At 61.1% G+C, this 25,408-nt stretch carries 20 protein-coding genes; 11 read left to right on the plus strand and 9 right to left on the minus strand.

Translation table 11 applies throughout. The annotated features are described in order from the left end of the window. The first annotated feature begins 1 nt into the window (after window position 1). From lepB to pdxJ, 5 genes are all read left to right on the plus strand, one after another. On the plus strand, window positions 2–856 hold the full coding sequence (lepB, locus tag CX511_RS06055) for a signal peptidase I (RefSeq protein ID WP_045185651.1): 855 nt from the start codon (window positions 2–4) through the stop codon (window positions 854–856). A gap of 178 nt (window positions 857–1,034) precedes the next feature. Next, on the plus strand, window positions 1,035–1,724 hold the full coding sequence (gene rnc, locus CX511_RS06060) for a ribonuclease III (protein ID WP_045185653.1): 690 nt from the start codon (window positions 1,035–1,037) through the stop codon (window positions 1,722–1,724). Further along, window positions 1,717–2,619 carry a GTPase Era gene (gene era, locus CX511_RS06065; protein WP_045185654.1) on the plus strand — a complete coding sequence of 301 codons (903 nt, stop codon included), beginning with the start codon at window positions 1,717–1,719 and terminating at the stop codon, window positions 2,617–2,619. Before rnc ends, era begins: the two co-directional genes overlap by 8 nt. A gap of 57 nt (window positions 2,620–2,676) precedes the next feature. Continuing rightward, the gene (recO, locus tag CX511_RS06070; protein WP_045185656.1) at window positions 2,677–3,360 is read left to right on the plus strand and encodes a DNA repair protein RecO; all 684 of its coding nucleotides are present in this window, start codon (window positions 2,677–2,679) and stop codon (window positions 3,358–3,360) included. Between the two features lie 62 nt (window positions 3,361–3,422). Beyond that, window positions 3,423–4,151 carry a pyridoxine 5'-phosphate synthase gene (gene pdxJ / locus CX511_RS06075; protein ID WP_305777790.1) on the plus strand — a complete coding sequence of 243 codons (729 nt, stop codon included), beginning with the start codon at window positions 3,423–3,425 and terminating at the stop codon, window positions 4,149–4,151. A 42-nt stretch (window positions 4,152–4,193) separates the two neighbouring features. Here pdxJ and CX511_RS06080 read toward each other — a convergent pair whose 3' ends face one another. Further along, on the minus strand, window positions 4,194–5,582 hold the full coding sequence (locus CX511_RS06080; RefSeq protein WP_101293710.1) for a heavy metal sensor histidine kinase: 1,389 nt from the start codon (window positions 5,580–5,582) through the stop codon (window positions 4,194–4,196). Further along, window positions 5,579–6,253 (minus strand): heavy metal response regulator transcription factor, encoded by a 675-nt coding sequence (locus CX511_RS06085; protein ID WP_045185662.1) that lies wholly within the window; start codon window positions 6,251–6,253, stop codon window positions 5,579–5,581. The genes CX511_RS06080 and CX511_RS06085 overlap by 4 nt, the downstream gene beginning before the upstream one ends. Before the next feature lie 204 nt (window positions 6,254–6,457). Between CX511_RS06085 and CX511_RS06090 the strand changes: the two genes are divergently transcribed. The 5 genes from CX511_RS06090 (at window position 6,458) to CX511_RS06110 (ending at window position 13,895) form a co-directional block, all read left to right on the plus strand. Beyond that, window positions 6,458–7,711 carry a TolC family protein gene (locus CX511_RS06090; RefSeq protein WP_101293709.1) on the plus strand — a complete coding sequence of 418 codons (1,254 nt, stop codon included), beginning with the start codon at window positions 6,458–6,460 and terminating at the stop codon, window positions 7,709–7,711. Between the two features lie 54 nt (window positions 7,712–7,765). Then, complete coding sequence (locus CX511_RS06095) at window positions 7,766–8,986, plus strand: efflux RND transporter periplasmic adaptor subunit (RefSeq protein ID WP_101293708.1); 1,221 nt, start codon at window positions 7,766–7,768, stop codon at window positions 8,984–8,986. Between the two features lie 18 nt (window positions 8,987–9,004). After that, entirely contained in the window at window positions 9,005–12,166 is a 3,162-nt protein-coding gene (locus CX511_RS06100; RefSeq protein ID WP_045185667.1) for an efflux RND transporter permease subunit, read from the plus strand. A gap of 101 nt (window positions 12,167–12,267) precedes the next feature. Further along, window positions 12,268–13,590 carry an OprD family porin gene (locus CX511_RS06105; protein WP_101293707.1) on the plus strand — a complete coding sequence of 441 codons (1,323 nt, stop codon included), beginning with the start codon at window positions 12,268–12,270 and terminating at the stop codon, window positions 13,588–13,590. Window positions 13,591–13,688: 98 nt separating this feature from the next. Next, complete coding sequence (locus tag CX511_RS06110) at window positions 13,689–13,895, plus strand: hypothetical protein (protein WP_045185669.1); 207 nt, start codon at window positions 13,689–13,691, stop codon at window positions 13,893–13,895. 73 nt (window positions 13,896–13,968) lie between these two features. On the opposite strand, the gene cmoB is transcribed toward CX511_RS06110, so the two are convergent. The 7 genes from cmoB to CX511_RS06145 form a co-directional block, all read right to left on the minus strand. Then, window positions 13,969–14,925 carry a tRNA 5-methoxyuridine(34)/uridine 5-oxyacetic acid(34) synthase CmoB gene (cmoB, locus tag CX511_RS06115; RefSeq protein ID WP_101293706.1) on the minus strand — a complete coding sequence of 319 codons (957 nt, stop codon included), beginning with the start codon at window positions 14,923–14,925 and terminating at the stop codon, window positions 13,969–13,971. Next, the gene (gene cmoA, locus CX511_RS06120) at window positions 14,922–15,665 is read right to left on the minus strand and encodes a carboxy-S-adenosyl-L-methionine synthase CmoA (RefSeq protein WP_045185673.1); all 744 of its coding nucleotides are present in this window, start codon (window positions 15,663–15,665) and stop codon (window positions 14,922–14,924) included. The genes cmoB and cmoA overlap by 4 nt, the downstream gene beginning before the upstream one ends. 84 nt (window positions 15,666–15,749) lie before the next feature. After that, window positions 15,750–16,142: a protease inhibitor I42 family protein gene (locus CX511_RS06125; RefSeq protein ID WP_045185675.1), complete on the minus strand. Its 393-nt coding sequence runs from the start codon at window positions 16,140–16,142 to the stop codon at window positions 15,750–15,752. Between the two features lie 112 nt (window positions 16,143–16,254). Then, complete coding sequence (gene lon / locus CX511_RS06130; RefSeq protein WP_045185677.1) at window positions 16,255–18,675, minus strand: endopeptidase La; 2,421 nt, start codon at window positions 18,673–18,675, stop codon at window positions 16,255–16,257. Window positions 18,676–18,858: 183 nt separating this feature from the next. Beyond that, window positions 18,859–21,267: a glucose/quinate/shikimate family membrane-bound PQQ-dependent dehydrogenase gene (locus CX511_RS06135; RefSeq protein WP_101293705.1), complete on the minus strand. Its 2,409-nt coding sequence runs from the start codon at window positions 21,265–21,267 to the stop codon at window positions 18,859–18,861. Window positions 21,268–21,297: 30 nt separating this feature from the next. Further along, entirely contained in the window at window positions 21,298–22,656 is a 1,359-nt protein-coding gene (locus CX511_RS06140) for a carbohydrate porin (RefSeq protein ID WP_045185680.1), read from the minus strand. 277 nt (window positions 22,657–22,933) lie between these two features. Further along, window positions 22,934–24,982, minus strand: a complete 2,049-nt coding sequence (locus CX511_RS06145) for a TonB-dependent receptor (RefSeq protein WP_101293704.1) — start codon at window positions 24,980–24,982, stop codon at window positions 22,934–22,936. A gap of 198 nt (window positions 24,983–25,180) precedes the next feature. On the opposite strand from CX511_RS06145, the gene CX511_RS06150 reads away from it, so the two are divergent. Beyond that, the gene (locus tag CX511_RS06150) at window positions 25,181–25,405 is read left to right on the plus strand and encodes a VF530 family protein (protein WP_045185684.1); all 225 of its coding nucleotides are present in this window, start codon (window positions 25,181–25,183) and stop codon (window positions 25,403–25,405) included. The last annotated feature ends 3 nt before the right edge of the window (window positions 25,406–25,408 follow it).

Here is a 25,408-nt window from a genome sequence, read left to right on the forward strand (position 1 = left end):
TATGTCGCTAAATTTCCCGCTGTTGCTAGTCATCGCCGTTGCCGTCTGCGGTCTGTTGGCCCTGGTCGATTTGCTGTTCCTGGCGCCGCGCCGGCGTTCGGCAATTGCCAACTATCAGGGCAGCGTCAGCCAGCCCGAAATGGCAGTGGTCGAGCAGTTGAACAAGGAGCCGTTGCTGGTTGAGTACGGCAAGTCGTTCTTCCCGGTGCTGTTCATTGTCCTGGTGTTGCGTTCGTTCCTGGTCGAGCCTTTCCAGATCCCGTCGGGATCGATGAAGCCGACCCTGGAAGTGGGCGATTTCATCCTGGTGAACAAGTTCTCCTACGGCATTCGCCTGCCGGTGATTGACAAGAAGGTCATCGAGATCGGTGACCCGCAGCGCGGCGACGTCATGGTGTTCCGCTATCCGAGCGACCCGAACGTCAACTACATCAAGCGTGTGGTTGGCTTGCCGGGCGATCAGATTCGCTACACCAGCGACAAGAAGCTGTTCGTCAATGGCAAGCCGATTGCCGAGCAGTTGGTAGGCACCGAACCAGGTACCCTGGGCAGTGCTGAGCTGTACAAGGAAAAGCTCGGCGAAGCCGAGCACCTGATCCGCAAGGAAATGAGCCGTTATCGCATGCCGCCTGACCAGCAATGGACAGTCCCGGCCGGCCATTACTTCATGATGGGTGACAACCGCGACAACTCCAACGACAGCCGTTACTGGGATGATCCCAATATTCCCAAGGCGCTGCATGGCATGGTCCCGGACCAGAACATCGTCGGCAAGGCCTTCGCGGTGTGGATGAGCTGGCCAGAGCCTAAGCTCAGCCACTTCCCCAACCTTTCGCGGGTCGGTCTGATCAAGTAACACCACAACGGCGCTGTCCTGGGACAGCGCCGAATGCATTTCTGGCATAGGCTAGTTCAGAGGGATCACCAGATCCGCCTGCGTCGCCGGTGCCGGTGGGCATGAGCCAAACAGTCTTTCAGGATTTTGATTTGAACAAAGCGTTGAATATCGACCACGAACTGCGCGTGGGTACACTGTGAGCGTTTCTTTGAGCCGCCTCGAGCGCCAGCTCGGTTACACCTTCAAGAACCAGGAGCTGATGCTACTGGCCCTGACGCACCGCAGTTTTGCTGGGCGCAATAACGAACGCCTCGAGTTTCTCGGCGATGCGATCCTCAACTTTGTCGCCGGTGAGGCGCTGTTCGAGCGCTTTCCACAGGCCCGTGAAGGCCAGTTGTCGCGCTTGCGCGCGCGCTTGGTCAAGGGCGAGACTTTGGCTGTGCTGGCCCGTGGTTTCGACCTCGGCGAGTACCTGCGCCTGGGCTCCGGTGAACTGAAAAGCGGTGGTTTTCGCCGCGAATCGATCCTGGCTGACGCCCTTGAGGCGTTGATCGGCGCGATCTACCTGGATTCGGACATGCAGACCGCGCGCGAGCGTGTGCTGGCCTGGCTGACCGGTGAGTTCGAGAGCCTGACCCTGGTCGATACCAACAAGGACCCGAAAACCCGTCTGCAGGAATTCCTGCAGTCGCGGGCCTGCGACCTGCCGCGTTACGAAGTGGTGGATATTCAAGGTGAACCTCATTGCCGGACGTTTTTCGTCGAATGCGAAGTGACCCTTTTGACTGAAAAAAGCCGAGGGCAGGGCGTTAGCCGGCGTATCGCCGAGCAAGTAGCGGCCGCTGCAGCACTGATCGCCCTGGGCGTGGAGAATGGCAATGACTGATTCGAATACTACTCGCTGCGGCTACGTCGCCATTGTCGGCCGCCCGAACGTCGGCAAGTCGACCCTGCTCAACCACATCCTCGGCCAGAAGCTGGCGATCACCTCGCGCAAGCCGCAGACCACCCGCCACAACATGCTGGGGATCAAGACCGAGGGTGATATCCAGGCGATTTACGTCGATACCCCAGGTATGCACAAGGGCAACGAAAAGGCCCTCAACCGTTACATGAACCGGACCGCCTCGGCCGCCCTCAAGGACGTCGATGTGGTGATCTTCGTGGTCGACCGCACCAAGTGGACCGACGAAGACCAGCTGGTGCTGGAGCGTGTGCAATATGTGCAGGGCCCGGTGATCCTGGCGATCAACAAGACCGACCGAATCGAAGAGAAAGGCGATTTGATCCCGCACCTGCAGTGGCTGCAGGAGCAACTGCCGAACGCCGAGATCGTGCCGATCTCCGCCCAGCAGGGGCACAACCTCGACGCGCTGGAAGGCCTGATCGCCAAGCACCTGCCCGAAAACGATCACTTCTTCCCGGAAGATCAGATCACCGACCGCAGCAGCCGCTTCCTGGCAGCTGAGTTGGTCCGCGAAAAGATCATGCGCCAGTTGGGTGCTGAGCTGCCGTACCAGATCACCGTGGAAATCGAAGAGTTCAAGCAGCAGGGCAAGATCCTGCACATCCATGCACTGATTCTGGTCGAACGTGACGGTCAGAAGAAGATCATCATTGGCGACAAGGGCGAGCGCATCAAGCGCATTGGTTCCGAAGCGCGCAAGGACATGGAAGTGCTGTTCGACGCCAAGGTCATGCTCAACCTCTGGGTCAAGGTCAAGGGTGGCTGGTCCGACGACGAACGCGCCCTGCGTTCACTGGGCTACGGCGACCTCTGATTGCATCAGGCCCGGCAGCGTCCGCTGTCGGGTCGAACCTCTTCGAAAGCGCCGCTCATGGACCTGCCAATTGGCCAACCGGCCTACGTGCTGCACAGCCGGGCCTATCGTGAAACCAGTGCGCTGGTGGACTTCCTCACCCCGCAAGGTCGCCTGCGCGCCGTATTGCGCCGTGCTCGCGGCAAGGGTGGCAGCCAGGCGCGCCCCTTCGTCCCCCTTGAAGTCGAGTTTCGCGGACGCGGCGAGCTGAAGACGGTCGGCCGTCTGGACAGTGTCGGCGTGGCCGTCTGGCTCAATGGCGATGCCTTGTTCAGCGGCCTGTACCTCAACGAACTGCTGATTCGCCTGTTGCCCGCTGAGGATCCGCAGCCCGTTCTGTTCGCGCATTACGCGGCCACCTTGCAGGCGCTGGCTGCCGGCCGGCCTCTTGAGCCGCTGCTGCGCGCCTTTGAATGGCGTGTGCTCGATGAGCTTGGCTATGCCTTCGCCCTGGACCAGGACGTCAATGGCGAGCCGCTGGTGATGGACGGCCTGTACCGCCTGCAGGTAGACGCTGGGCTTGAGCGCGTGTACTTGCTGCAACCCGGATTGTTCCGCGGTGAAGCGCTTGCCGCCATGGCTGAGGCCGACTGGAATGTACCTGGCGCCTTGAGTGCGGCCAAGCGTTTGATGCGTCAGGCGCTGGCCGTGCATCTGGGCGGACGGCCATTGGTCAGTCGCGAACTGTTTCGCAAGCGCTGAGCACGTCGTATGCTGTCAGGCTCAATCTTCAGGAGAGCCTCTTCGTGACTCAAAGCAACCGCATGCTCCTCGGCGTGAACATCGACCACGTGGCGACCCTGCGCCAAGCGCGTGGTACGCGCTACCCCGACCCGGTCAAGGCCGCGCTGGACGCCGAAGAGGCGGGCGCCGACGGCATCACCGTGCACCTGCGCGAAGACCGTCGGCATATCCAGGAGCGCGACGTACTGGTGCTCAAGGACGTGCTGCAAACACGCATGAACTTCGAAATGGGCGTCACCGAAGAAATGATGGCCTTTGCCGAACGTATCCGTCCGGCGCACATTTGCCTGGTACCGGAAACCCGTCAGGAGCTGACCACTGAAGGTGGCCTGGACGTGGCCGGCCAGGAGGCGCGGATCAAGGCGGCAGTTGAGCGGTTGTCGCGCATGGGCTCGGAAGTTTCCCTGTTCATCGACGCCGATGAACGACAGATCGAAGCATCACGCCGCGTGGGTGCCCCAGCGATCGAATTGCACACTGGCCGTTATGCGGATGCTCAGACCCCGACCGAGGTTGCTGAAGAGCTCAAGCGCGTCGCCGATGGTGTGGCCTTTGGTTTGGCCCAGGGCTTGATCGTCAATGCCGGCCATGGCCTGCATTACCACAACGTTGAAGCCGTTGCTGCGATCAAGGGCATCAACGAGCTGAACATTGGTCATGCACTGGTGGCCCATGCACTGTTTGTCGGCTTCAAGTCGGCGGTGGCGGAGATGAAAGCGTTGATCATGGCGGCGAGTCGCCACGGATAAACCTGAACTGAGTCGTGGGAGCGGATTTATCCGCTCCCACGTTCATGAGGTCTGAGTAAAAACCAGGCTGAAGCGGGTCAACCCGTTCAACGCGCTCTTCACCTCAACCCGCCCGCCATGCACGTCCATGATCGACTTCACGATCGCCAATCCCAAGCCAGTCCCGCCTTCCAGTCGACAGCGCCCTGAGCCTGCTCGGTAAAACCGCTCGAACAGATACGGCAAATGCGTCTGTTCAATACCCGGCCCGCGGTTCTCCACCGACAACCGTACTTCATCACCGCAGCGCTCGATTGCGATGTCAATCGGCAACGCCTCGGGACTATGACGGATGGCATTGCTCAACAGGTTCGACAGCGCCCGCTGCACCATCAGGCGATCAGCTATGACGGTGCCCCAACCGTGTAAACGTAGAGTGATGCCTTTTTGTTCGCTGCTGAATTCAAACAGTTCACTGACGCGTTTGGCTTCATCGGCCAGATTCACCGGCTTGAGGGCTACCTGGGTCTGCGGCTGACTGACCTGGGCGAGAAACAGCATGTCGTTGATAATCCGGTTGAGCCGGGTCAGTTCTTCAATGCTGGCTTCCAGCGCGTCTTTGTATTGTTCCACCGGGCGCTCACGGGCCAGGGTGACTTGAGCTTTGCCCATCAGGTTACCGATGGGGGTGCGTAGCTCGTGGGCGAGATCATCAGAGAATTGCGAGAGTTGCTGCACGCCGTCATCAAGACGGTCGAGCATGACGTTGATAGTGATGGCCAGTTCACTCAGTTCCTGCGGCAAATCATTTACCGGTAGGCGCAAGGCCAGTTGTTGGGCAGACACCTGTTCGGCGATGTGGCGGAACCGGCGCAGTGGCATCAGCCCACGTTGAACCAGCTTCCAGGCACCGAAGCCGATTAGTAGCACCAGTAACGGCAGGGCTAGCAACGTTGAGCGCAAGTAAGCCTGCAACAGGCTGTGGTCATCAGCGAGGTTGACTGTCAGCAGCACACGTACATCGGTGCCATCTTGCAGGCGCATCAGTCGGGAGGCGGTGAGCAGGTGATTGTCTGCGCTGTCACGCCATTGATGGAAAGACAGTTGCGTACTGCCGGGGATTTGCATCAGGGCATCGGCTTCAAGCCCCGGTCCTAAGGTCAACAGGGCGGAATGGCGGCCCGTCAGGGCGATCACGCTTAGGCTCAGGTTGTCGTGCCCCATCACCACATCCAGTAGCGGATGTGCAGAGGTTTGCAGATCACCGTTCTTGAGATCGATGTTCAGGCCATGTTCGATTTGCCCCATCTTCGCCGTCAGGCTCTTGCGCGCCCGGCTGTTCAGCTCATGGTCCAAAGCCAGTACCGCCAGGCACGCCAGCAGCAGCACCAGGGCTGCGCCCATCAGGCTGACGCTTAACCCCAGGCGCAGGGACAGTCGCGCCGGTTTCATTCGCGGGCCTCAAGCACATAGCCAACGCCACGCAGGGTATGGATCAGCTTGTTGTCGAAGGGATCATCGATTTTGGCCCGCAAGCGGCGGATCGAGACTTCCACGACGTTGGTGTCGCAGTCGAAGTTCATGTCCCAGACCAGCGAGATGATCTGTGTCCGCGACAGCACTTCGCCGCTCTGGCGCATCAGTAGGTGCAGCAGGGCGAATTCTTTGGCTGTCAGGTCGATACGCTGGCCGTTGCGGTAGGCGCGGTGACGACCGGGGTCCAGCTCCAGGTCGGCGACTTTCAAGGTGTTCGGCTGCAGGGCCTGATCGTTGCGGCGCAACAGGCTGCGGATCCGTGCCAGCAGTTCGGGGAATTCGAAGGGCTTGAGCAGATAGTCGTCAGCACCCAGGTCCAGGCCCCTGACCCGGTCTGACAGGCGACCATGGGCGGTGAGCATCATGATCCGTGTGCTGGAGTCGGCGCGCAGGCGCTGGAGCACGGTCCAGCCATCGAGCTCAGGCAGGTTGACGTCGAGAATGATCAGGTCGTAAGCCTGCTGGCGAGCCAGGTGCAGGCCGTCGGCACCGCTGTGTGCGCAATCGACGATGTAGCCGTTCTCGCTCAAGCCCTGTTGCAGGTAGTCGGCGGTGCGGAGCTCGTCCTCGATAATCAGTAAACGCATGAAATGACCCGGTGATGGAAAAAGCGGTGATTCTCAACCCTGAAGTAACTGTAGGGTCAAGCGCCGCAGGTGCAGCGAGCGGCGGATACTAAGTCATCTTGTGTACGGCAGCGGCTGGATTACAGATTTGTAATTTTCGAGTCATCTTGGAGATAAACCTCGATTACTACAGTGCGGGCTCCGAAAAAGGCGCAGGAGTCCCTCATGTTTTGCACTCTGGACCGGCCCGGCACAGGCCGTGGCCGCATTCTGCTGACGGCGCTGCTACTGGTCTTGCCCTCGTTGGCCTTGGCGCAAGCTAGCGTGTTGACCCTCGACAGTGCCCTGCGCACAGCCTGGGACAACAACCCGGAACTGGCCGCGGCGCGTTGGGGCATCGATATCGCCGAAGGCGAGCGAATTCAGGCCGGGGTATTGCCCAACCCGGAAGTGGGCTGGGAAATGGAAGACACCCGGTCCGGCTCGCAGACCACCACCGTCAGTGTCAGCCAGATGTTCGAATTGGGTGGCAAGCGCGGCGCGCGGTTGAGCCTGGCGGGGCGCGATGCAGAACTGGCAGCACTGGAGCTTGAGCGTCAGCGCAACGTCTTGCGCGCAGAGGTTTTCGGCGCCTTTCAGGCAGCGGTGCAAGCCCAGGAAGGACTGCAATTGGCCGAGGAGTCATTGCGCTTGAGTGAACGCGGCCTGCAGGTGGTGCAAGGGCGGGTCAAGGCGGGCAGTGCCTCGCCGGTAGAGGCAACCCGGGCTCAGGTGCAGGTGTCCGAGGTGCGCCTGGAGCAAGGTCGGGCCGAACAGGCATTGACGGTCGCCTACCAGCAATTGGCGGCGGCGACGGGCGCATCTATGGCGCCGTTCAGCCGGGTCGAGAAGGCCAGCGCTGACACCCCAGCCATGCCGAGTCGCACGCAGTTGCTCGAGCGTCTGGAGCAGACGCCGGACATGCGCCTGGCGCGGTTGCAGATCGACCAGCGAGAGGCCGCACTCGATCTTGCCCGTACCCAGCGGGTTCCAGATCTGACGGTTAGTGTCGGCAGCCAGTACAGCGAGACCGATCGCGAACGCATTAATGTCGTTGGTGTGTCGATGCCTATCCCCTTGTTCGACCGTAACCAGGGCAATGTTCTGGCTGCAGCCCGTCGGGCCGATCAGGCCCGTGATCAGCGCAACGGCGCCGAACTGCGCCTGCGTAGCGAAGTGGTCCAGGCCCTGGCGCAATGGGGCACTGCAGCCCAGGAGGTGCAAGCCTTCGACCGCTCGATCCTGTCTTCGGCGCAACAAGCAGTAGAGGCTGCCACCCGCGGCTTTGAGCGCGGCAAGTTCAGTTTTCTCGATGTTCTCGACGCTCAGCGCACTCTGGTCGCAGCCCGCTTGCAGTACCTCCAGGCGCAGGCCCAGCAGAGCGAGGCTCGGGCGCGCCTGGAACGGATCTTCGGTGATCTGAGCCTGGCCAGTCGTTAAGCCCCCATTTTTGATCGAAGCCACTTATCCGACGGTGAGTGCTAAGGAGTCTGCATGAACAAGAAGTCGACAATGCTGCTGATCGCGGCCTTGTTGCTGGGCCTGGGGCTGGGCGTGCTGCTGGCACGCCAAGGTCCGCTGCAAGAGGTGGTGGCACCGGCCTCAGCTCATGAACACGATGAAGGTGAGCATGAAGAGAAAGGCGAGGGCGGCCATGCCGACTCTGCCGAGTCCGGTCACGAGGAGGAGGGCGCGATCACGCTCAGCCAGGAGCAGATCGACCTGGCCGGCATCGAGTTGGCCGCCGTTGGTCCACGGCAATTGCAGCGTACCCTGGCGCTGCCGGGGGAGATCCGTTTCGATGAAGACCGCACCGCGCACATGGTGCCCAGGGCAGCCGGGGTGGTCGAGTCGGTCGCTGTGGTGCTCGGGCAGCAGGTCAAGGCCGGTGATCTGCTGGCGGTAATCGCCAGTCCGCAGATTTCCGAACAGCGCAGTGAACTGGCTGCGAGCCAGCGCCGTCTGGAACTGGCACGCAGCACCTACCAGCGGGAAAAAGACTTGTGGCAGGAAGGTATCTCCGCTGAGCAGGACTACCTGCAAGCGCGTCAGGCGTTGCAAGAGGCTGAAATTGCCCAGGCCAATGCCCGGCAGAAAATCAGTGCCCTGAGTGGAACCACGGTGCTGGCAGGCGGTAACCGTTACGAACTGCGTGCTCCATTCGCCGGACAGATCGTTGAAAAGCATCTAGTGCCGGGGGAGGTCGTCAATGAAACCAGCGCAGCCTTCACCCTGTCCGACCTGTCGCGGGTCTGGGCTACGTTCGGCGTGGCGCCGCGGGACTTGGGTAAAGTCCGTGCGGGCATGGCCGTGAACATTGTTGCCAGCGAACTGGGCGAGCAGGTGGAAGGGCGGATTACTCATGTCGGCAGCCTGCTCGGCGAGCAGACCCGTACCGCCAGCGTTCGCGTCACCCTCGACAACCCGCGGGGTGCCTGGCGCCCTGGGCTGTTCGTGGCGGTGCAGGTACCGACGGAAAACCTGGCTGTGGCCCTGAGTGTGCCGGACCAGGCAATCCAGACCCTCGAAGAACAACCCACGGTATTCGTGCGCACTGGCGAAGGCTTTGTCGCCCAAGCGGTGGAGCTTGGGAGCAGTGCCAACGGCTATGTCGAAATCCGCAAGGGCCTGCAAGCCGGTCAGCAGGTGGCGGCGTTGGGCAGCTTCGTCCTCAAGTCGGAGCTGGGCAAAGCCAGCGCCGAGCACGCCCACTGACCCGCGCGAGTACCTCTTATGTTCGAACGCCTTATTCAATTTGCCATCGAGCAGCGCCTGATGGTGCTGCTGGCCGTGTTGCTGATGGCTGGGCTGGGTGTTGCCAGCTACCAGAAACTGCCGATTGATGCCGTCCCCGACATCACTAACGTCCAGGTCCAGATCAACACCCAGGCGGCGGGCTTCTCGCCGCTGGAAACCGAACAGCGCATCACGTTCGCCATCGAAACGGCCATGGCGGGTTTGCCCGGTCTTGAGCAGACGCGTTCGCTGTCGCGTTCAGGGCTGTCACAGGTGACGGTGATCTTCGAGGAAGGCACCGACCTGTTCTTCGCCCGCCAGTTGGTCAACGAGCGTCTGCAGCAAGCCCGGGAGCAATTGCCCGAAGGCGTAGAGGCGGCGATGGGACCGATCTCCACCGGCCTGGGCGAGATTTTCCTGTGGACCGTGGAAGCTGCCGAGGATGCGCGCAAGGCGGACGGTAGCCCGTATACGCCCACCGACCTGCGGGAAATCCAGGACTGGATCATCAAGCCACAACTGCGCAATGTTCGTGGGGTGGCGGAGATCAACACCATTGGTGGCTTCGCCAAGGAATACCAGATTGCCCCCGACCCCAAGCGCCTGGCGTCCTACAAGCTGACCTTGAGTGACTTGCTGACCGCCCTGGAGCGCAACAACGCCAACGTCGGTGCCGGTTACATCGAGCGTCGCGGCGAACAGCTGCTGATTCGCGCGCCAGGGCAATTGGCCGGAATCGAAGATATCGCCAACATCGTCCTGGCCAACATCGACGGTACGCCGATCCGTGTGCGCAACGTTGCTGAAGTCGGTATCGGCCGTGAGCTGCGCAGTGGCGCGGCGACTGAGAACGGCCGCGAAGTGGTGCTCGGCACGGTGTTCATGTTGATTGGCGAGAACAGTCGCACGGTGTCCCAAGCCGTGGCGCAGAAGCTGGTGGAGATCAACCGTTCGCTGCCGGCCGGGGTCAGTGCGGTGACGGTCTATGACCGCACCAACCTGGTCGACAAGGCCATCGCCACGGTGAAGAAGAACCTCATCGAAGGCGCGATCCTGGTGATCGTCATTCTGTTTCTGTTCCTCGGCAACATCCGCGCGGCGCTGATCACTGCCATGGTCATTCCGCTGTCGATGCTGTTCACCTTCACCGGTATGTTCAGCAACAAGGTCAGCGCCAACCTGATGAGCCTCGGCGCCTTGGACTTCGGCATCATCGTCGATGGAGCGGTAGTGATCGTCGAGAACGCCATTCGCCGCCTGGCCCACGCGCAACAACATCATGGTCGCCTGCTGACCCGCTCCGAGCGCTTTCATGAAGTGTTCAACGCCGCCCGCGAGGCACGTCGTCCTCTGATCTTCGGACAACTGATCATCATGGTGGTGTACCTGCCGATCTTTGCCCTGAGCGGGGTCGAGGGCAAAATGTTCCACCCCATGGCCTTCACCGTGGTAATTGCCTTGCTCGGGGCGATGCTGTTGTCGGTAACCTTCGTGCCGGCGGCGATTGCCCTGTTCGTCACCGGTAAGGTCAAGGAGGATGAGAACCTGCTGATGCGCAGCGCCAAGCGTGGTTATGCGCCGCTGTTGCAGTGGGTCATGGGGCATCGCACTCTGGCGTTCACCCTGGCTGGGGTGATGGTCCTGTTGTCTGGGGTGTTGGCCAGTCGAATGGGCAGCGAATTCGTCCCCAGCTTGAGTGAAGGTGATTTCGCCTTGCAGGCGTTGCGCGTGCCGGGTACCAGTTTGAGCCAGTCGGTGGCCTTGCAGCAGCGTCTGGAACAGAGCGTGCTCAGCCAGGTGCCGGAGGTTGAGCGGGTATTCGCCCGTACCGGCACGGCCGAGATTGCCTCGGACCCGATGCCGCCGAACATTTCCGACAGCTATGTAATGCTCAAGCCACAGGGCCAATGGCCAGACCCGAGCAAATCACGCGAACAACTGATCGCCGATATCCAGCGCGCCAGTGCGCGGGTGCCGGGCAGTAACTACGAGCTGTCACAACCCATCCAGTTGCGTTTCAACGAGCTGATTTCCGGGGTGCGCAGTGACGTTGCGGTGAAGGTTTTCGGCGACGACATGGACCAGCTCAATCGTACCGCGGCGCAGATCGCCGCAACCTTGCAAGCGGTGCCTGGGGCTTCGGAGGTCAAGGTCGAGCAAACCTCAGGATTGCCGGTGCTGACCATTGAGGTCGATCGCGACAAGGCGGCGCGTTATGGCCTCAATGTCGGTGACGTGCAAGACACGATCGCTGTGGCCGTGGGCGGCCGTCAGGCAGGTACTCTGTACCAGGGGGACCGACGCTTCGACATGGTGGTGCGCCTGTCTGACAACTTGCGTACCGACATCGACGGTCTGTCGCAGTTATTGGTTCCGGTGCCGGCGGGCACTGCCGGCAATGGTCAGATTGGCTTCATCACCCTGGCCGATGTCGCCAGCCTGCAGCTGGTCCAGGGGCCCAATCAGATCAGCCGCGAGGACGGCAAGCGGCTGGTTGTGGTCAGTGCCAACGTGCGTGGCCGCGATATTGGTTCGTTTGTCGAGGAGGCGGGCGAGCGTCTCGACAGCCAGGTCAGTATTCCGGCCGGTTACTGGATTCGCTGGGGTGGCCAGTTTGAGCAACTGCAATCGGCGGCGCAGCGCCTGCAGGTGGTGGTGCCAGTAGCGCTGCTGTTGGTGTTCGGTTTGTTGTTCATGATGTTCAACAATCTCAAGGACGGCTTGCTGGTGTTCACCGGCATTCCCTTTGCCTTGACCGGCGGTGTTGTGGCGTTGTGGTTGCGGGACATTCCCTTGTCGATTTCGGCGGGTGTGGGGTTTATTGCCTTGTCTGGCGTGGCGGTGCTCAACGGCCTGGTGATGATTGCCTTTATCCGTGGCTTGCGGGAGCAGGGGCGCACGCTACGTCAGGCCATTGATGAAGGCGCGCTAACTCGTCTGCGCCCCGTGCTGATGACCGCATTGGTGGCGTCGTTGGGCTTTATCCCGATGGCGCTGGCTACCGGCACGGGCGCAGAAGTACAGCGTCCACTGGCGACAGTGGTGATCGGCGGGATTCTCTCCTCAACTGCGTTGACCCTGCTGGTGCTGCCGGCGCTGTATTACCGCGCTCACCGCAAGGAAGAAGAGGAAGCCCCCACGCAAGTGACGAAAGTGTAATTTCGCGCTCATCTTCGAGTTATTCAACCCTTGTCAGGATACCCACGGCGGCCGCATCAGCGGCCGTCGTGCGTATTACTGCCAATCATCAGGAGTTGAAGATGGGGAATAAAACCACAGCCTGTGTAACTGGCATTCTGGCTCTGGCCAGTTGTGCTGCAAGCAATGCCACCACGCAGTCCCAAGGCTTTGTCGAAGACAGTAGCCTGACACTGCTCAGTCGCAACTTTTACTTCAATCGCGATTATCGCAAGGGGGGGGAGTCACCCACCGGCAAGGCGGGCTATGCCGAGGCCTGGGCCCAGGCGTTCATCGCACGTTTCGAGTCGGGTTACACCCAGGGCACCCTCGGCTTTGGCGTCGATGCCCATGCCATGCTGGCCCTCAAACTCGACAGCGGCGATGGTCGTAGCGGTGGGCGCAGTTCGTTCGACATGTTGCCGGTCGATAGCTACGGTGACACGGCAAGTGACTTCAGCAAGCTCGGTGGCGCCCTCAAGGCACGCTTGTTCGACACTGTAATCAAAGTGGGCGACGTGTTCCCCGCCACGCCAGTGGTGCACTTTGGCGACTCGCGTTTGTTGCCGGAAAGCTTCACGGGCTGGACCCTGGAAAACACCACGCTGGAAGGTCTCTCCCTGCAGGGTGGACGCCTGCATGCCATGAGCCAACCGCTCTCGAGCAACAACCGTGACGGCTTCGAGACCTTCTACGCAGGCCCTGTCGATTCACCGTGGCTAGGTTATTTCGGCGGCGACTACCAGGCCACCGACAACCTCAGCCTCAGTCTCTACAGCAGTCGCCTGAAAGATGCCTGGGACCAGTACTACATGGGTGTCAGCTACCAGTACCCGATCTCAGACCAGGTCAACGTCTTTACCGGTTTCAATTACTACAAGGCCAAGGACCAGGGCCAGCAATTGCTGGGTACCTTCGACAATGACATCTGGAGTGCCAAGGTGGGTGTGAGTTATGGCGCCCACACCCTGGCGTTGTCGCATCAACGCAACGAAGGCGACAACGACTTCGACTACCTGCGTCAGTCCGACTCGATCTACCTCGACAACTCGATCCAGTACAGCGACTTCAACTCGCCCAAGGAGCGCTCGTGGATGTTGCGTTACGACCTGGACATGGCCAGTTATGGCGTACCCGGATTGACCTTCATGACTCGTTACGGCCGTGGCAGTGACATCGACTATGGCGACGCCAACGGGGTGTACATGCGTCGAGACAGCGAAGGTAATCCGTTGACGGATCAGAAGCGTTGGGAGCGCGATATCGAAGCGAAGTACGTGGTGCAGTCAGGCACATTCAAAGACCTGTCCCTGCGCATGCGTCAGGCCACCACTCGCGCCACGGCGTTCGAGTCGGATCTTGACGAAGTGCGCCTGATCGTTGAGTACCCGCTGACCCTGTTGTAGGGCCTTTATTGCAACACTGTAATGTCCGCCTCACCTTGCCGTTAGCTTGCCTTTCGTAAGATTGAACCGTACTGAAATTCAATCACGAGGTGAGCAACATGAGCCTGATCAAGTATGCGCTGATGGGCGTTCTGGCCCTAGGCAGTGGTGCCGCACTGGCTGAAGGCGGCGCGGAACGTTCACAACAGTTCTGGGAGAAGTTCCGCCTGAGCCAGGAGCAGATCCACAGCAACAAGGATCAGGCGGTTGTTAGCGCCGACGCCCAGAAGCGCACGGATGTTCAGCAAAAGGTCGCTAAAGAGTAGCTCCATTCACCTTTGAAGCTCCCCCGCTCCTTTGGAAAAGGTGAATATTAGGCGCCCATTCGGGCGCCTTTTTTTACTTGCGCGCCACCAGTACTGCACGACGTGGCGCCGGCAGGCCTTCAAGGGTGCGGCTGTGGTCGGCGGGGTCGAGGAAGTCGCTGAGCGACTGGTAACGCATCCACTCGGTGCTGCGTTGCTCCTCGATGCTGGTGACGCTGACATCGACGCAGCGCACATCGCTGAAGCCGGCGCGACGCAGCCAGCGCTCCAGGGCCGGCACCGACGGCAGGAACCAGACATTACGCATCTGCGCGTAGCGGTCTTCGGGCACCAGCACCTGATTTTCGTCGCCCTCGATGACCAGGGTTTCCAGCACCAACTCGCCACCTTTGACCAGGCAATCCTTCAACGCCAACAAATGCTCGATGGGCGAGCGGCGATGATAGAACACGCCCATGGAGAACACTGTGTCGAAACCTTCAAGGTTGGCCGGCAGGTCTTCCAGGGCGAAAGGCAGGTGCCAGGCAGGCAGTTCTGGCAGGTAACGTTGAACGGCCTGGAACTGACAGAAGAACAGCCAGTTGGGGTCGACGCCGATGACGCTGTCGGCACCGGCACCGAGCATGCGCCACTGGTAATAGCCGTTGCCGCAGCCGACATCGAGGATACGCTTGCCCTTGAGGTCCAGGTGCGGGGCTACCCGCGACCACTTCCAGTCGGAGCGCCACTCGGTGTCGACGTGTACACCGAACAAGTCGAATGGGCCTTTACGCCACGGCGATAAACCCATCAACGCTTGGCGCATGCGTTCGCGGGTATCGGCGTCGCAGGCACAATCAAGGCTCAGCCCGTTGACCAGGTCAACTGTGCTTGGCACCAGCGCCGGCAGGGCGTCTAGCGCGGCTTGCCAGCGCTCAAGGTCGCCATGACCTTTCTCCATTTTGGTGTCGAGTTGCGCTTGCAGGCCTTGCGACCATTGCGCCAGGGGAGTACCCGCCAGACGGCGGACCAGAGAGGAAAGATCAATCATGGCAGGGCAATCAACGAGGCAAAGTTAAGGCATTGGAACCAGGGCACGACCGTGGAGAAACCAGCCGCCAGCAGGCGTTCGCGGTGTTCTTCCAGGCTGTCGGGTTTCATCACGTTTTCAATGGCGCTACGCTTCTGGGCAATTTCCAGTTCGCTATAGCCATTGGCCCGCTTGAAGGCGACATGCAGGTCGGTGAGCAGGGCGTGTTCTTGCGCATCGTTGAAACGCAGCTTTTCCGAGAGGATCAGTGCGCCGCCGGGCAACAGCGATGCGCGAATGCGGGTGAGCAATTCCAGGCGTTGCTCGGGGGCAATGAACTGCAAGGTGAAGTTCAGCGCCACTACCGAGGCAGGCTGGAATTCAAGTGCGAGGATGTCGGCCTCGATCACTTCCACCGGCAGCAATTCCTGGAACATCGAGTCCTGGGCGGTGAGGTATTGCCGGCAGCGCTCGACCATGGCGGCGGAGTTATCGACGGCGATGACCCGGCAACCGTCGTTGCGCACATGCCGGCGCAGGGCTTGAGTCACGGCGCCTAGCGAACTGCCCAGGTCATACAGCGCGGTGTTCGGTTGCGCGAACTGCGCCGCCAGTACGCCGAGGTTCTCGACAATGGTCGGGTAACCCGGCACCGAGCGCTTGATCATGTCCGGGAACACCCGCACCACGTCTTCATTGAAGGCGAAGTCGGGCACCTGGCCAAGCGGCTGGGCGAATAGGCGGTCGGGTTCTTTGCTCACAGTGGCAATCCAGGCGTTAGGCGTAAAAGGCGGGCATTTTAGCCAAAGTCGCCGGCAGATGCATGGCCTGCCTGACCAGCGCCGTTACTTCACGCTAATGGCGCAGTCAAAGGTCTGTACTGGACGCACTTCGGGTGCCCAAGGTTGTTGGTAAACCAGCAGCAAGTGCCCCTCACCCGCGGCGTGAGCCTGGAAGCGCCACACCGATTGCCCGGCGCTGCCGACCACGCCGGCATCTTCCGGATGGCTGTAGACTTCGGGACCCAGGCTGCGCAGGATGCCGGCAGCAGGGTTCTGCAACAGCCAGCGGTAGCCGGTGCTGGGATTGCTGGGCAGGGTCAGGGTGAGGTTCTGGCCGGTTTGCAGTTGCAGCGGACATTGAGCTTGTTTTTCCAGCTCGACGGTATGGCGCGGCTGTTGGGCGCAAGCGCTGAGCAAGGCAAGACTCAAGGGGACAAGCAGGCGGGCGGCAGTCATGTTGGCTCCGGATGAAAGTCGAGGGCGCAGCATAACCGAAGCTGATCGCGGGGCAAGCCCGCTCCCACCGCACCGGCAGGAGTGGGCTGGCCCCACGATGCGCGTCAACGGATCAGAACAGCACCTTGGCGACATCACTGAAACGCTTGGCGAAGTGCACGCTCAAACCTTCCTTGAGGTAGTCGGGCAGCTCTTCGAAGTCACCACGGTTGGCTTCCGGCAGGATCAGCTCGAAGATTTTCTGGCGCCGTGCTGCAATCACCTTCTCACGTACTCCGCCAATCGGCAGGACTTGCCCGGTCAGGGTCAGCTCCCCGGTCATGGCTACCCCTTTTTTCGGGACTTGATCACGGGCCAGGGACAGCAGCGCGCTGGCCATGGTTACCCCTGCACTCGGGCCGTCCTTGGGCGTCGCCCCCTCAGGCACGTGCAGATGAATGAAGGCCTCGTTGAAAAAGCTTGGGTCGCCACCGTACTGCTTGAGGTTGGCGCTGACATAGCTGTAGGCAATTTCCGCGGATTCTTTCATCACGTCACCCAGTTGACCGGTGAGCTTGAAGCCACGGTTGAGGGTGTGGATGCGCGTTGCCTCGATCGGCAGGGTGGCGCCGCCCATGCTGGTCCAGGCAAGGCCAGTGATCACGCCCTTGCCGGCCAGCACCTGTTCGCTGCGAAACACCGGCATGCCCAACGAGGCTTCGAGGTCTTTGGGGCCGATCTTGATCTTCTTCTCGGGGTCCTCCAGCAGTTGCACCACTGCCTTGCGTACCAGCTTGCCCAATTGCTTTTCCAACTGACGCACACCGGCTTCGCGGGCATAACCTTCGATTACCGTGCGCAAGGCAGAGTCGGTGATGCTCAGGCTGGTTTTCGCCACCCCGGCCTTGTCCAGTTGCTTGGGCCACAGGTGACGTTTGGCGATGGCCAGTTTTTCTTCGGTGATGTAGCCCGACAGACGGATGACTTCCATGCGGTCGAGCAGCGGCCCGGGAATCGAATCCAGGGTGTTGGCGGTACACACGAAGAGGACTTTGGACAAATCCAGGCGCAGGTCCAGGTAGTGGTCAAGGAAGTCGACGTTCTGCTCGGGGTCGAGGGTTTCCAGCAGCGCCGAAGCCGGGTCGCCCTGGTAGCTCTGGCCCATCTTGTCGATCTCGTCGAGCATGATCACCGGGTTCATCACCTCGACATCCTTGAGCGCTTGCACCAGCTTGCCTGGTTGCGCACCGATGTAGGTGCGACGGTGGCCTTTGATCTCGGCCTCGTCGCGCATGCCACCGACGCTGAAGCGATAGAACGGTCGACCCAGCGACTCGGCGATGGATTTGCCGATACTGGTCTTGCCTACGCCGGGTGGGCCAACCAGGAGGACGATGGAGCCGCTGATTTCACCCTTGTAGGCGCCGATGGCCAGGAATTCAAGGATCCTGTCCTTGATATCGTCGAGCCCTGCATGGTGCTGGTCGAGGACTTTGCGGGCGTGCTTGAGGTCGAGCTTGTCTTTGCCGTACACGCCCCAGGGCAGGGCGGTAGCCCAGTCCAGATAATTGCGCGTCACCGCGTACTCTGGAGAGCCGGTCTCGAGGATCGACAGCTTGTTCATTTCTTCGTCGATACGCTTCTGCGCTGCAGGTGGCAGGGTTTTGCCCTGCAGGCGTTGCTCGAACTGTTCGAGGTCGGCGCTACGATCGTCCTTGGTCAACCCCAGCTCCTGCTGGATGACCTTGAGCTGCTCTTTGAGGAAGAATTCGCGCTGATGTTCGCCGATCTGCCGGTTAACTTCGGCAGAGATCTCGTTTTGCAGGTGAGCGACCTCTACCTCTTTGCGCAGCATCGGCAAGACCTTCTCCATACGCTTGAGCATGGGCACGCAGTCGAGCACTTCTTGCAACTGATTGCCGGTGGCCGAGGTCAGTGCGGCGGCGAAGTCGGTCAACGGCGAAGGGTCGTTGGGGCTGAAACGGTTGAGGTAGTTCTTCAGCTCTTCGCTGTACAGCGGGTTGAGCGGCAGCAGCTCTTTGATGGCATTGATCAGGGCCATGCCGTAGGCCTTGACCTCATCGGTCGGCTCGCTTGGTTGATGCGGGTATTCGACTTCGACCAGGTAAGGTGGGCGGTGATGTTTGAGCCAGGTGCGGATGCGTACCCGGGTCAGGCCCTGGGCGACGAACTGCAATTTACCGTTTTCGCGGCTGGCGTGGTGCACCTTGACCAGGGTGCCGTACAGCGGCAGGGCCGAGGTGTCGAAATGGCGATGATCTTCTGGCGGCGTGTCCATGAAGAACAGGGCCAGGGAATGGTGGGGCGTCTTGGACACCAGGTCCAGGGTTTCAGCCCAGGGTTCTTCGTTGACGATGACCGGCAGCACTTGCGCGGGGAAGAACGGGCGGTTGTGGATCGGGATGACATAGACCCTTTCCGGCAGTTGTTGGCCGGGCAGGGCGAGGTTATGGCCGGTGTGCTTGGAAGCTTCAGGGTGCTCGACTTCGGCGTGTTCCTCGGGATGTTCGGGTAGATCCTGCTGATCGCTCATGGGGCACCTGCGTAATGACTATGGTGCTTAGATGGGGCGGGTGGGGGGCGGTTTCAATGGCTGAGGGTTCATGTTGCGCGGCGTCGGTATCGCTGGCAAGGCCAGCTCCCACAAAGTTTGCTTACATCGCCCCTGTGGGAGGCGGCCTGGCCGGTGATGGGCGGCCAGGCCGCCCTACGGGCTTTATTCCGCCAATTTGTAAGCGATTACGTAATCGCCCATTTTGGTCCCCAGCGAGCCGTGGCCGCCAGCGGTCACCAGGACGTACTGCTTACCGTCCTTGCCGGTGTAGGTCATTGGCGTGGCCTGGCCACCTGCTGGCAGGCGCGATTTCCACAGTTCCTTGCCGGTGTTGCTGTCGTAGGCACGCAGGTACTGGTCCAGGGTGCCACTGAGGAAACCCAGACCACCCGCGGTGACGATCGAGCCACCCATGCTTGGCACACCAATCGGCAAGCCGATCGGAATCGGCGAGCTGTCACGGCTGGTGCCGTTCTTGTGCTTCCACACGACTTGGTTGGTGGTCAGGTCGATACCGGCCACATAACCCCAGGCAGGCGCCTGGCAAGGCACGCCCAGTGGCGACATGAACGGGTGCATGATCACTGCGTACGGGGCGCCGGTGTTCGGTTGCACACCACTGGTTTCGCTCTCACGCTTGCTGCCGGCGGCGACGTGCTCGCGTGGCACCATCTTCGAGACGAAGGCCATGTAGTTCGGCGAAGTGAAGAGCATCTGCCGGACGGGGTCGACCGAGACACTGCCCCAGTTGAACACGCCAACGTTACCCGGATAGACCAGGCTGCCCTGCAGCGACGGCGGGGTGTACTGGCCTTCGTAGCGCAATTCGCGGAACTGGATGCGGCAGAGCATCTGGTCGAACGGGCTGGCGCCCCACATGGCTTGTTCGGTCAGGTCCGGCCCGAGCAGGTTGAGGTCCGAGCGTGCTTGGGTCGGTGCGGTATGGTCGCCTTCGACAGCACCTTGCGGGGCAGGGATCTCGCGGATCGGCACGATCGGGGTGCCGTCACGACGGTCCAGCACATACAGGCTGCCCTGTTTGGTCGGGGCGATCAGCGCCGGTTTGACGCCATCGGCGGTCTTCAGGTCGAGCAGCGTCGGCTGGCTGCCGACGTCCATGTCCCACAGGTCGTGGTGGGTGAACTGGTAGTTCCAGCGTACCTTGCCGTTGGCCAGGTCGAGGGCGACGATACCGGCGCTGAATTTCTCGGCGCCAGGGGTGCGGTCAGCGCCCCACTGGTCAGGAGTCTGGTTGCCCAGGGGCAGGAAGACCATGCCCAGTTTCTCGTCGACACTGGCCAGCGACCACATGTTTGCCGAGTTGCGGCTGTAGGTCTTGCCCGGTGCCAGTGGTGCGGTGTCATCCGGGTTGTTGCTGTCCCAGTTCCACACCAGACGGCCATCGTGGACGTCGTAGGCACGAATCACCCCGGACGGTTCGTTGGTCGATTCGTTATCGGTGACATGACCACCGATGATCACCAGTTCACGGGTGATCGCCGCTGGCGAGGTGGAGTAGTAACCGCCAGCAGTGAACGGGCCGATGCCCGTGGTCAGGTCGATTACACCCTGGTTGCCAAAGCCTTCACAGACCTTGCCGGTGTCGGCGTTCAGGGCAATCAGGCGTGCGTCGGCGGTGGGCAGGTAAAGGCGACGCGGACAGCTGCGCGCAACGACCTGGCCTGCATCAGAGATCTTCGGCGCCGGGCTGCCGTCAACACTGACGTAGCTGTTTTCGTCATAGTACGAGACACCACGGCAGGTCATGTGGGCGAAGCCCTTGAAGCCGACCGGGCTCTTGATCTGTGGATCGAAGCGCCAGATTTCAGCGCCGGTGTCCGGGTCCAGGGCCAGCACCTTGCTGTGGGCCGTGCAGGCGTAGAGCATGCCGTTGACCTTAAGCGGGGTGTTCTGGTTGGTCAGTTCCACCGGGTCATTGTCGGTCGGCAGGTCACCGGTGCGGATGCGCCAGGCTTCCTGCAGCTTGTGCACGTTGTCCGGAGTGATTTGACGCAGCGGTGAATAGCGATCACCAAATTCGGTGCGGCCGTAAGCCTGCCAATCGCCATCGGGCATTTGCGGCGCAGTGCTACTCAGGCCGCTGCTGTCGCGACCCAGCTTGCCCTTGATTTCACCGGGATGGGTGAACTGGCTGGCCACCGCCGTTGCCCCCGAGAGGACCACGGCCAGGCTCAGCAGGGCGGGGTTGATCTTCGACGGATTGCCGCGCAGTGGGCGGCGTGCCCAAGGCAACAGCAGCACCACGCCGAGGGCGAACCACAGGGCCAGACGCGGCACCAGTTGCCACCAGTCCAGGCCCACTTCCCACAGCGCCCAGAGGGTGCTGCCCAGCAGTACCAGGCCATACAAGCCCAGGGCGTGACGGCGCAGGGCCAGCAGGAGGATGCCCGACAGGGCGAAGCCGATTCCGGCGATCAGGTAATACAGCGAGCCGCCAAGCTGGCTCAACTTGATACCGCCCGCCAGCAGGGCCAGGCCCATCAGCAGCAACAGCACGCCAATCAGGCGCGGCAGCCAGCGGGTTCTACTCAAGGCACCTTCTGTGCTCATCGTGTGTTCTCCGTTAGGTGAAAAGGGCGATTAAAAACTGCTTTGAATCTTGATCCCGCCGATCAGCGCGTCGTCGACCTGGCTCACGCCACCGGGGTGGCGGATGTACTGCAGGTTCGGGCGCACGGTCAGCCAGTCAGCCAGGTGAATGCCGTAATACAGCTCGGCGCTGTACTCGGTGTCCTGGATCGGACGGAACAGGGGGTCGTTGTAGTCGCTGACGCCGTTGGCTTGATTAAGCGCCTTGGCGTTCTTGCGGTAGGCAGGGTTGACGTGCACGCGGGCCAGGGCGAAACCGATGTCGTCCTTGGCGCGGGCATCGAAGGGCCCCTTGTACACCACACCTGCCTGAACATAGTTGTCGATGGCGTTGGTCTTCTTGTCGTGCAACGTGGCGTTGGCGAACACACTCAGGCCACGGGAGTGGTCGGAAGCTTGCGACGTTACTTGTTGCTGGGCACCGAGCCAGAAGCCGTGCTTGCTCGAACTGCTGCGATAAGCCTGGCCGCTCAGTGCCGCCGGTTGGTCGTTGCTGTCCTTGTAGACATCAGTTGCCTTGGCATTACTGTAGTAGTAACCGGCGCGATATTCCCCTTTCAGGCCGTTGACGGCCGGGCTCCACACCAGTTCGACCGGTATCACCGCACCTTGGGTGCCGCTACCGCTGAGCTTGAAGCCGTTGTCACGGTCCAGGTTCGAGGGGTTCTGCTCATAGGCACCGATTTGCGCATAGAGCTCGGGGGTCAGGTTGTACTTGACCCGCAGGGCCCACTGGCTGACCGGCCAGTTGTACCAGATGTCGCCGACCCAGTTGCCGACCTGGGAGCCGCAGAAGGCCAGGTTCTGGAAGTCGCAGGGGAAGCTGTTGAAATCTTCGCCTTGACCGAAACGGCCGAATTTCACATCCAGGGCGCCATCGAAGTACTTCTGCTTGATCCACATCTGCGTCAGGCGCCAGGTTTGGCCACGACCCCAGACTTCCTGGGCCGAGGTGAAGCCACCAACTCGCGGGTCGTTGATACGGTCGTTGCTGATGTTGTTGCCGTTGCGCTCGGTGACGGTCAGCTGGAACTCGGCGTCGTGCCAGCCGAGGATCTTCTGCAGGTCGAAGTGAGTACCGAGAGTGAACTGGTCGCTGTAGCGTGCGGTTTTGTCGTCGTCATAGCCGCCGTGCAGGTTGGCGCCCATCTCGCCGGTGTAGCCGAGGGTAAAGTCGTAGCCGCGCTCAGCCAGCTCCGTGCGGGTGCCGCCCCAATCGCCGAGCATCCATGGCGAGTCACTGGCGAACATCGCAGCCGCCTGGGCAGTCGGTGCCAGGCTGGCGATGGCCAGACCCGAAAGCAACGTTCGGGTGGCGGGGGAAAGGCGTGAACGATGAATCTGAGGCATGAGATAGCGCTATCTTTTGATTGTTGAACAAACGGCAAGTGCACCGGGTCCTGGGGATCGTCGGCGATAAGGCTGCAGGGGAGTTAACTGAAGCGGTTCAGCTTGCGGCGGGGAGGATATAGCTGAATTTGTAATAAAAAAAGTCAATTCAACAAGAGGCACCGTTGCCGGATCGGTAACAGTCCGGTGGGAACACAGCGTGGAGCAGCTATCAGTGGAAACTGTCCTTTATTGTGGGAGCGGATGAATCCGCTCCCACGACGGCTCTGATCAGCAATCAGAAACGGGTGCGCAGGCCCACCTCGACACTCCGCCCCGGAGCCGGAGCGATGTCACGTAGGATGGAGCTGGCATAGCGCACGGTCTGGTCGGTGAGGTTTTCACCGCGAACAAAGGCCAGCCACTGGCTCTGGCCGATGTCGAAGCGATAGCCCAGGCTGGCGCCCAAGGTGGTATAGCCATCGGTGCTGGTTTCATTGTCCGGTTTGTGATGCTGGGCGCTGGCATGCTGCACATCAACCCGTGCCTGCCAGCGCTCCAGTTCCCACAGCAGGCCGCTGTTCAGGCGCAGCGGGGCAATACGCGGCAAGTCTTCGCCGCTGTCCAGGTTCTTGGCTCGGGTGTAGTCGCCGGACAGTTCCAGGGCAAAGCTGCCCAGGCGGTTTTGCGCCAGTTGCCAGCGGTCCTGGGCCTCGATCCCGTAGAAGCGGGCGCGCACGCCTTTGTATAGATACTCGGGTACGTCACCCCCATGGTCATGGTCATGATCGTGGTCTTCCTCGCCATGGTCGTGATCGTGACCTTCGCGCATATTGCCGCTGGCCAGCAGACCGATGTAGTTGCGGAAATGGCTATAGAACACGCCGACACTGCCTTTGTGCGTGCCGTTGTCGAAGCGCAGGGCCAAGTCGCTGGAAATCGCTTTCTCTTTATTCAAGTCAGGATCGCCGACCTCATAGGTGCCGGTAGCGACGTGGGCACCATTGGCATACAGCTCGTAGAAGGTCGGTGCGCGTTCGGTGTAGCCAAGGGTGGCTGCCAGTGACCAGATAGGCGTCAGTTCATAGACGGCCCCGGAAGACAGGCTGGCGGCGGTGAAGCTGCTGGTGCTGTCGGCATGGGCAAAACGTTCACTGCCCTGGCTGTCGGGATTGATGCGGGTGTGTTCCAGGCGACCGCCCAGGCTCAGGTTAAGGCGCTCGCTGGCTTGCCATTGTTCAAGCATGAATAGCGCCAGTGAGTCGGTATCGGTCTGCGGTACGAAGGCTTCTTCACCCAGAGCGGAAAACTCGTTGCGGCTGACTTGGGCGCCGATCACGCCTTCCACCGGCCCCAATGGCTGGTGCCGCGCTTCGACCCGCGCTTCGTAGCCCTTGTTCTTGAAGGTGGTATGCACGTCGCCGCCTTCCAGTTCGCGGTGCTGGTAATCGGTGTAACCGAGGTCGATTTTCAATGTGCTGAAAGGGCCGTCCAGGTCCCGCAATTCGGAGGCGAAGCCGTAGTGATCCTGTTGCATGTCCAGGCGTACGCCCGGTTCGGCCACTGAGCCGTAATTTGAGTCGTAGCGGCTGTAGGACAGGCCGGTATAGCCGTGATCCCAATGGTAGGCCCCGCCGAGGGCGCCGCCATCCTGACGGCCGTCACTGTTTTCCAGGCGGTGGCGGTCCCCTGGCTCTTCACTATTACGCACCTTGGAGCTGCGGGCGTAGCCGGGAATGCGCAGGTCATTGAACTGGCGACTGTTGGCGTCCAGGTGCAAGGCAAAGCGGCCATCGCCGGCTTCCAGTTTGCCGGCGCTGCTGCGGGTGGTGTCGGCCCCGCCATAGCGCAACTCGCCGGCACCCTGAATACCGTCGATGGGCGAGGTGGGAATGCGGTTATCAAAGCTATTGACCACTCCACCAATGGCGTTGCCGCCATAGAGCAGGGCAGCGGGACCACGGACGATTTCGATGCGCTCAACGGTCGCCGGGTCCAACGGTACGGCGTGATCGTAGGACAGCGACGACGCATCCAGGGCACCGACACCATTGCGCAGAATACGGATGCGGTCGCCATCCAGGCCGCGGATCACCGGACGACTGGCCCCGGGGCCGAACCAGGTCGAAGCGACGCCGGGTTGGTTGTTCAGGGTCTGGCCGAGGCTACCTTTTTGTTGCAGGGTCAGGTCGTCACCTTCGAGCACTGTCGTGGGGGCAGCCAGCTCGCTGTTACCCAGCGGGTTGGCGGTGATGACCTGGGATTCGAGCTCCACAGCCTGACTCAGTGGCGAAGCGAGCCACAGGGCGGCGGCGATGGGAGAGAGTCGAAGGGGCAAGTGACGCATGGGCGGCGGGTTTCCTTGGTAGCGTTATAATATTGATATAATATAACATTACCATTGGCGTTCATTGCAACGCGCCTGCATTCACTGTGGGCGTGAGCTCATCACAGGGGTTGCGTGCACTAGAATGTTTAAAAGTCTGAAGACTTGCGGCCCGCCCCTGGGCTAAGGTGCGCACCTTTGATTCGCTGGAGCACAGGCATGACCAACGCCAACCCCAATCCGCTGCATGGCGTGACCCTGGAGCAGATCCTCACCGCGCTGGTGGCGCACTATCAATGGGAAGGGCTGGCCGAGCGCGTTGATATCCGTTGCTTCAAGAGCGATCCGAGCATCAAGTCGAGCCTGACTTTTTTGCGCCGCACGCCGTGGGCACGGGAGAAAGTCGAACGGCTCTACCTGAAGCTGCAGCGCGGTCGTCGTTAAGCC

The sequence above is a fragment of the Pseudomonas sp. S06B 330 genome (assembly GCF_002845275.2).
GTDB lineage: Bacteria > Pseudomonadota > Gammaproteobacteria > Pseudomonadales > Pseudomonadaceae > Aquipseudomonas.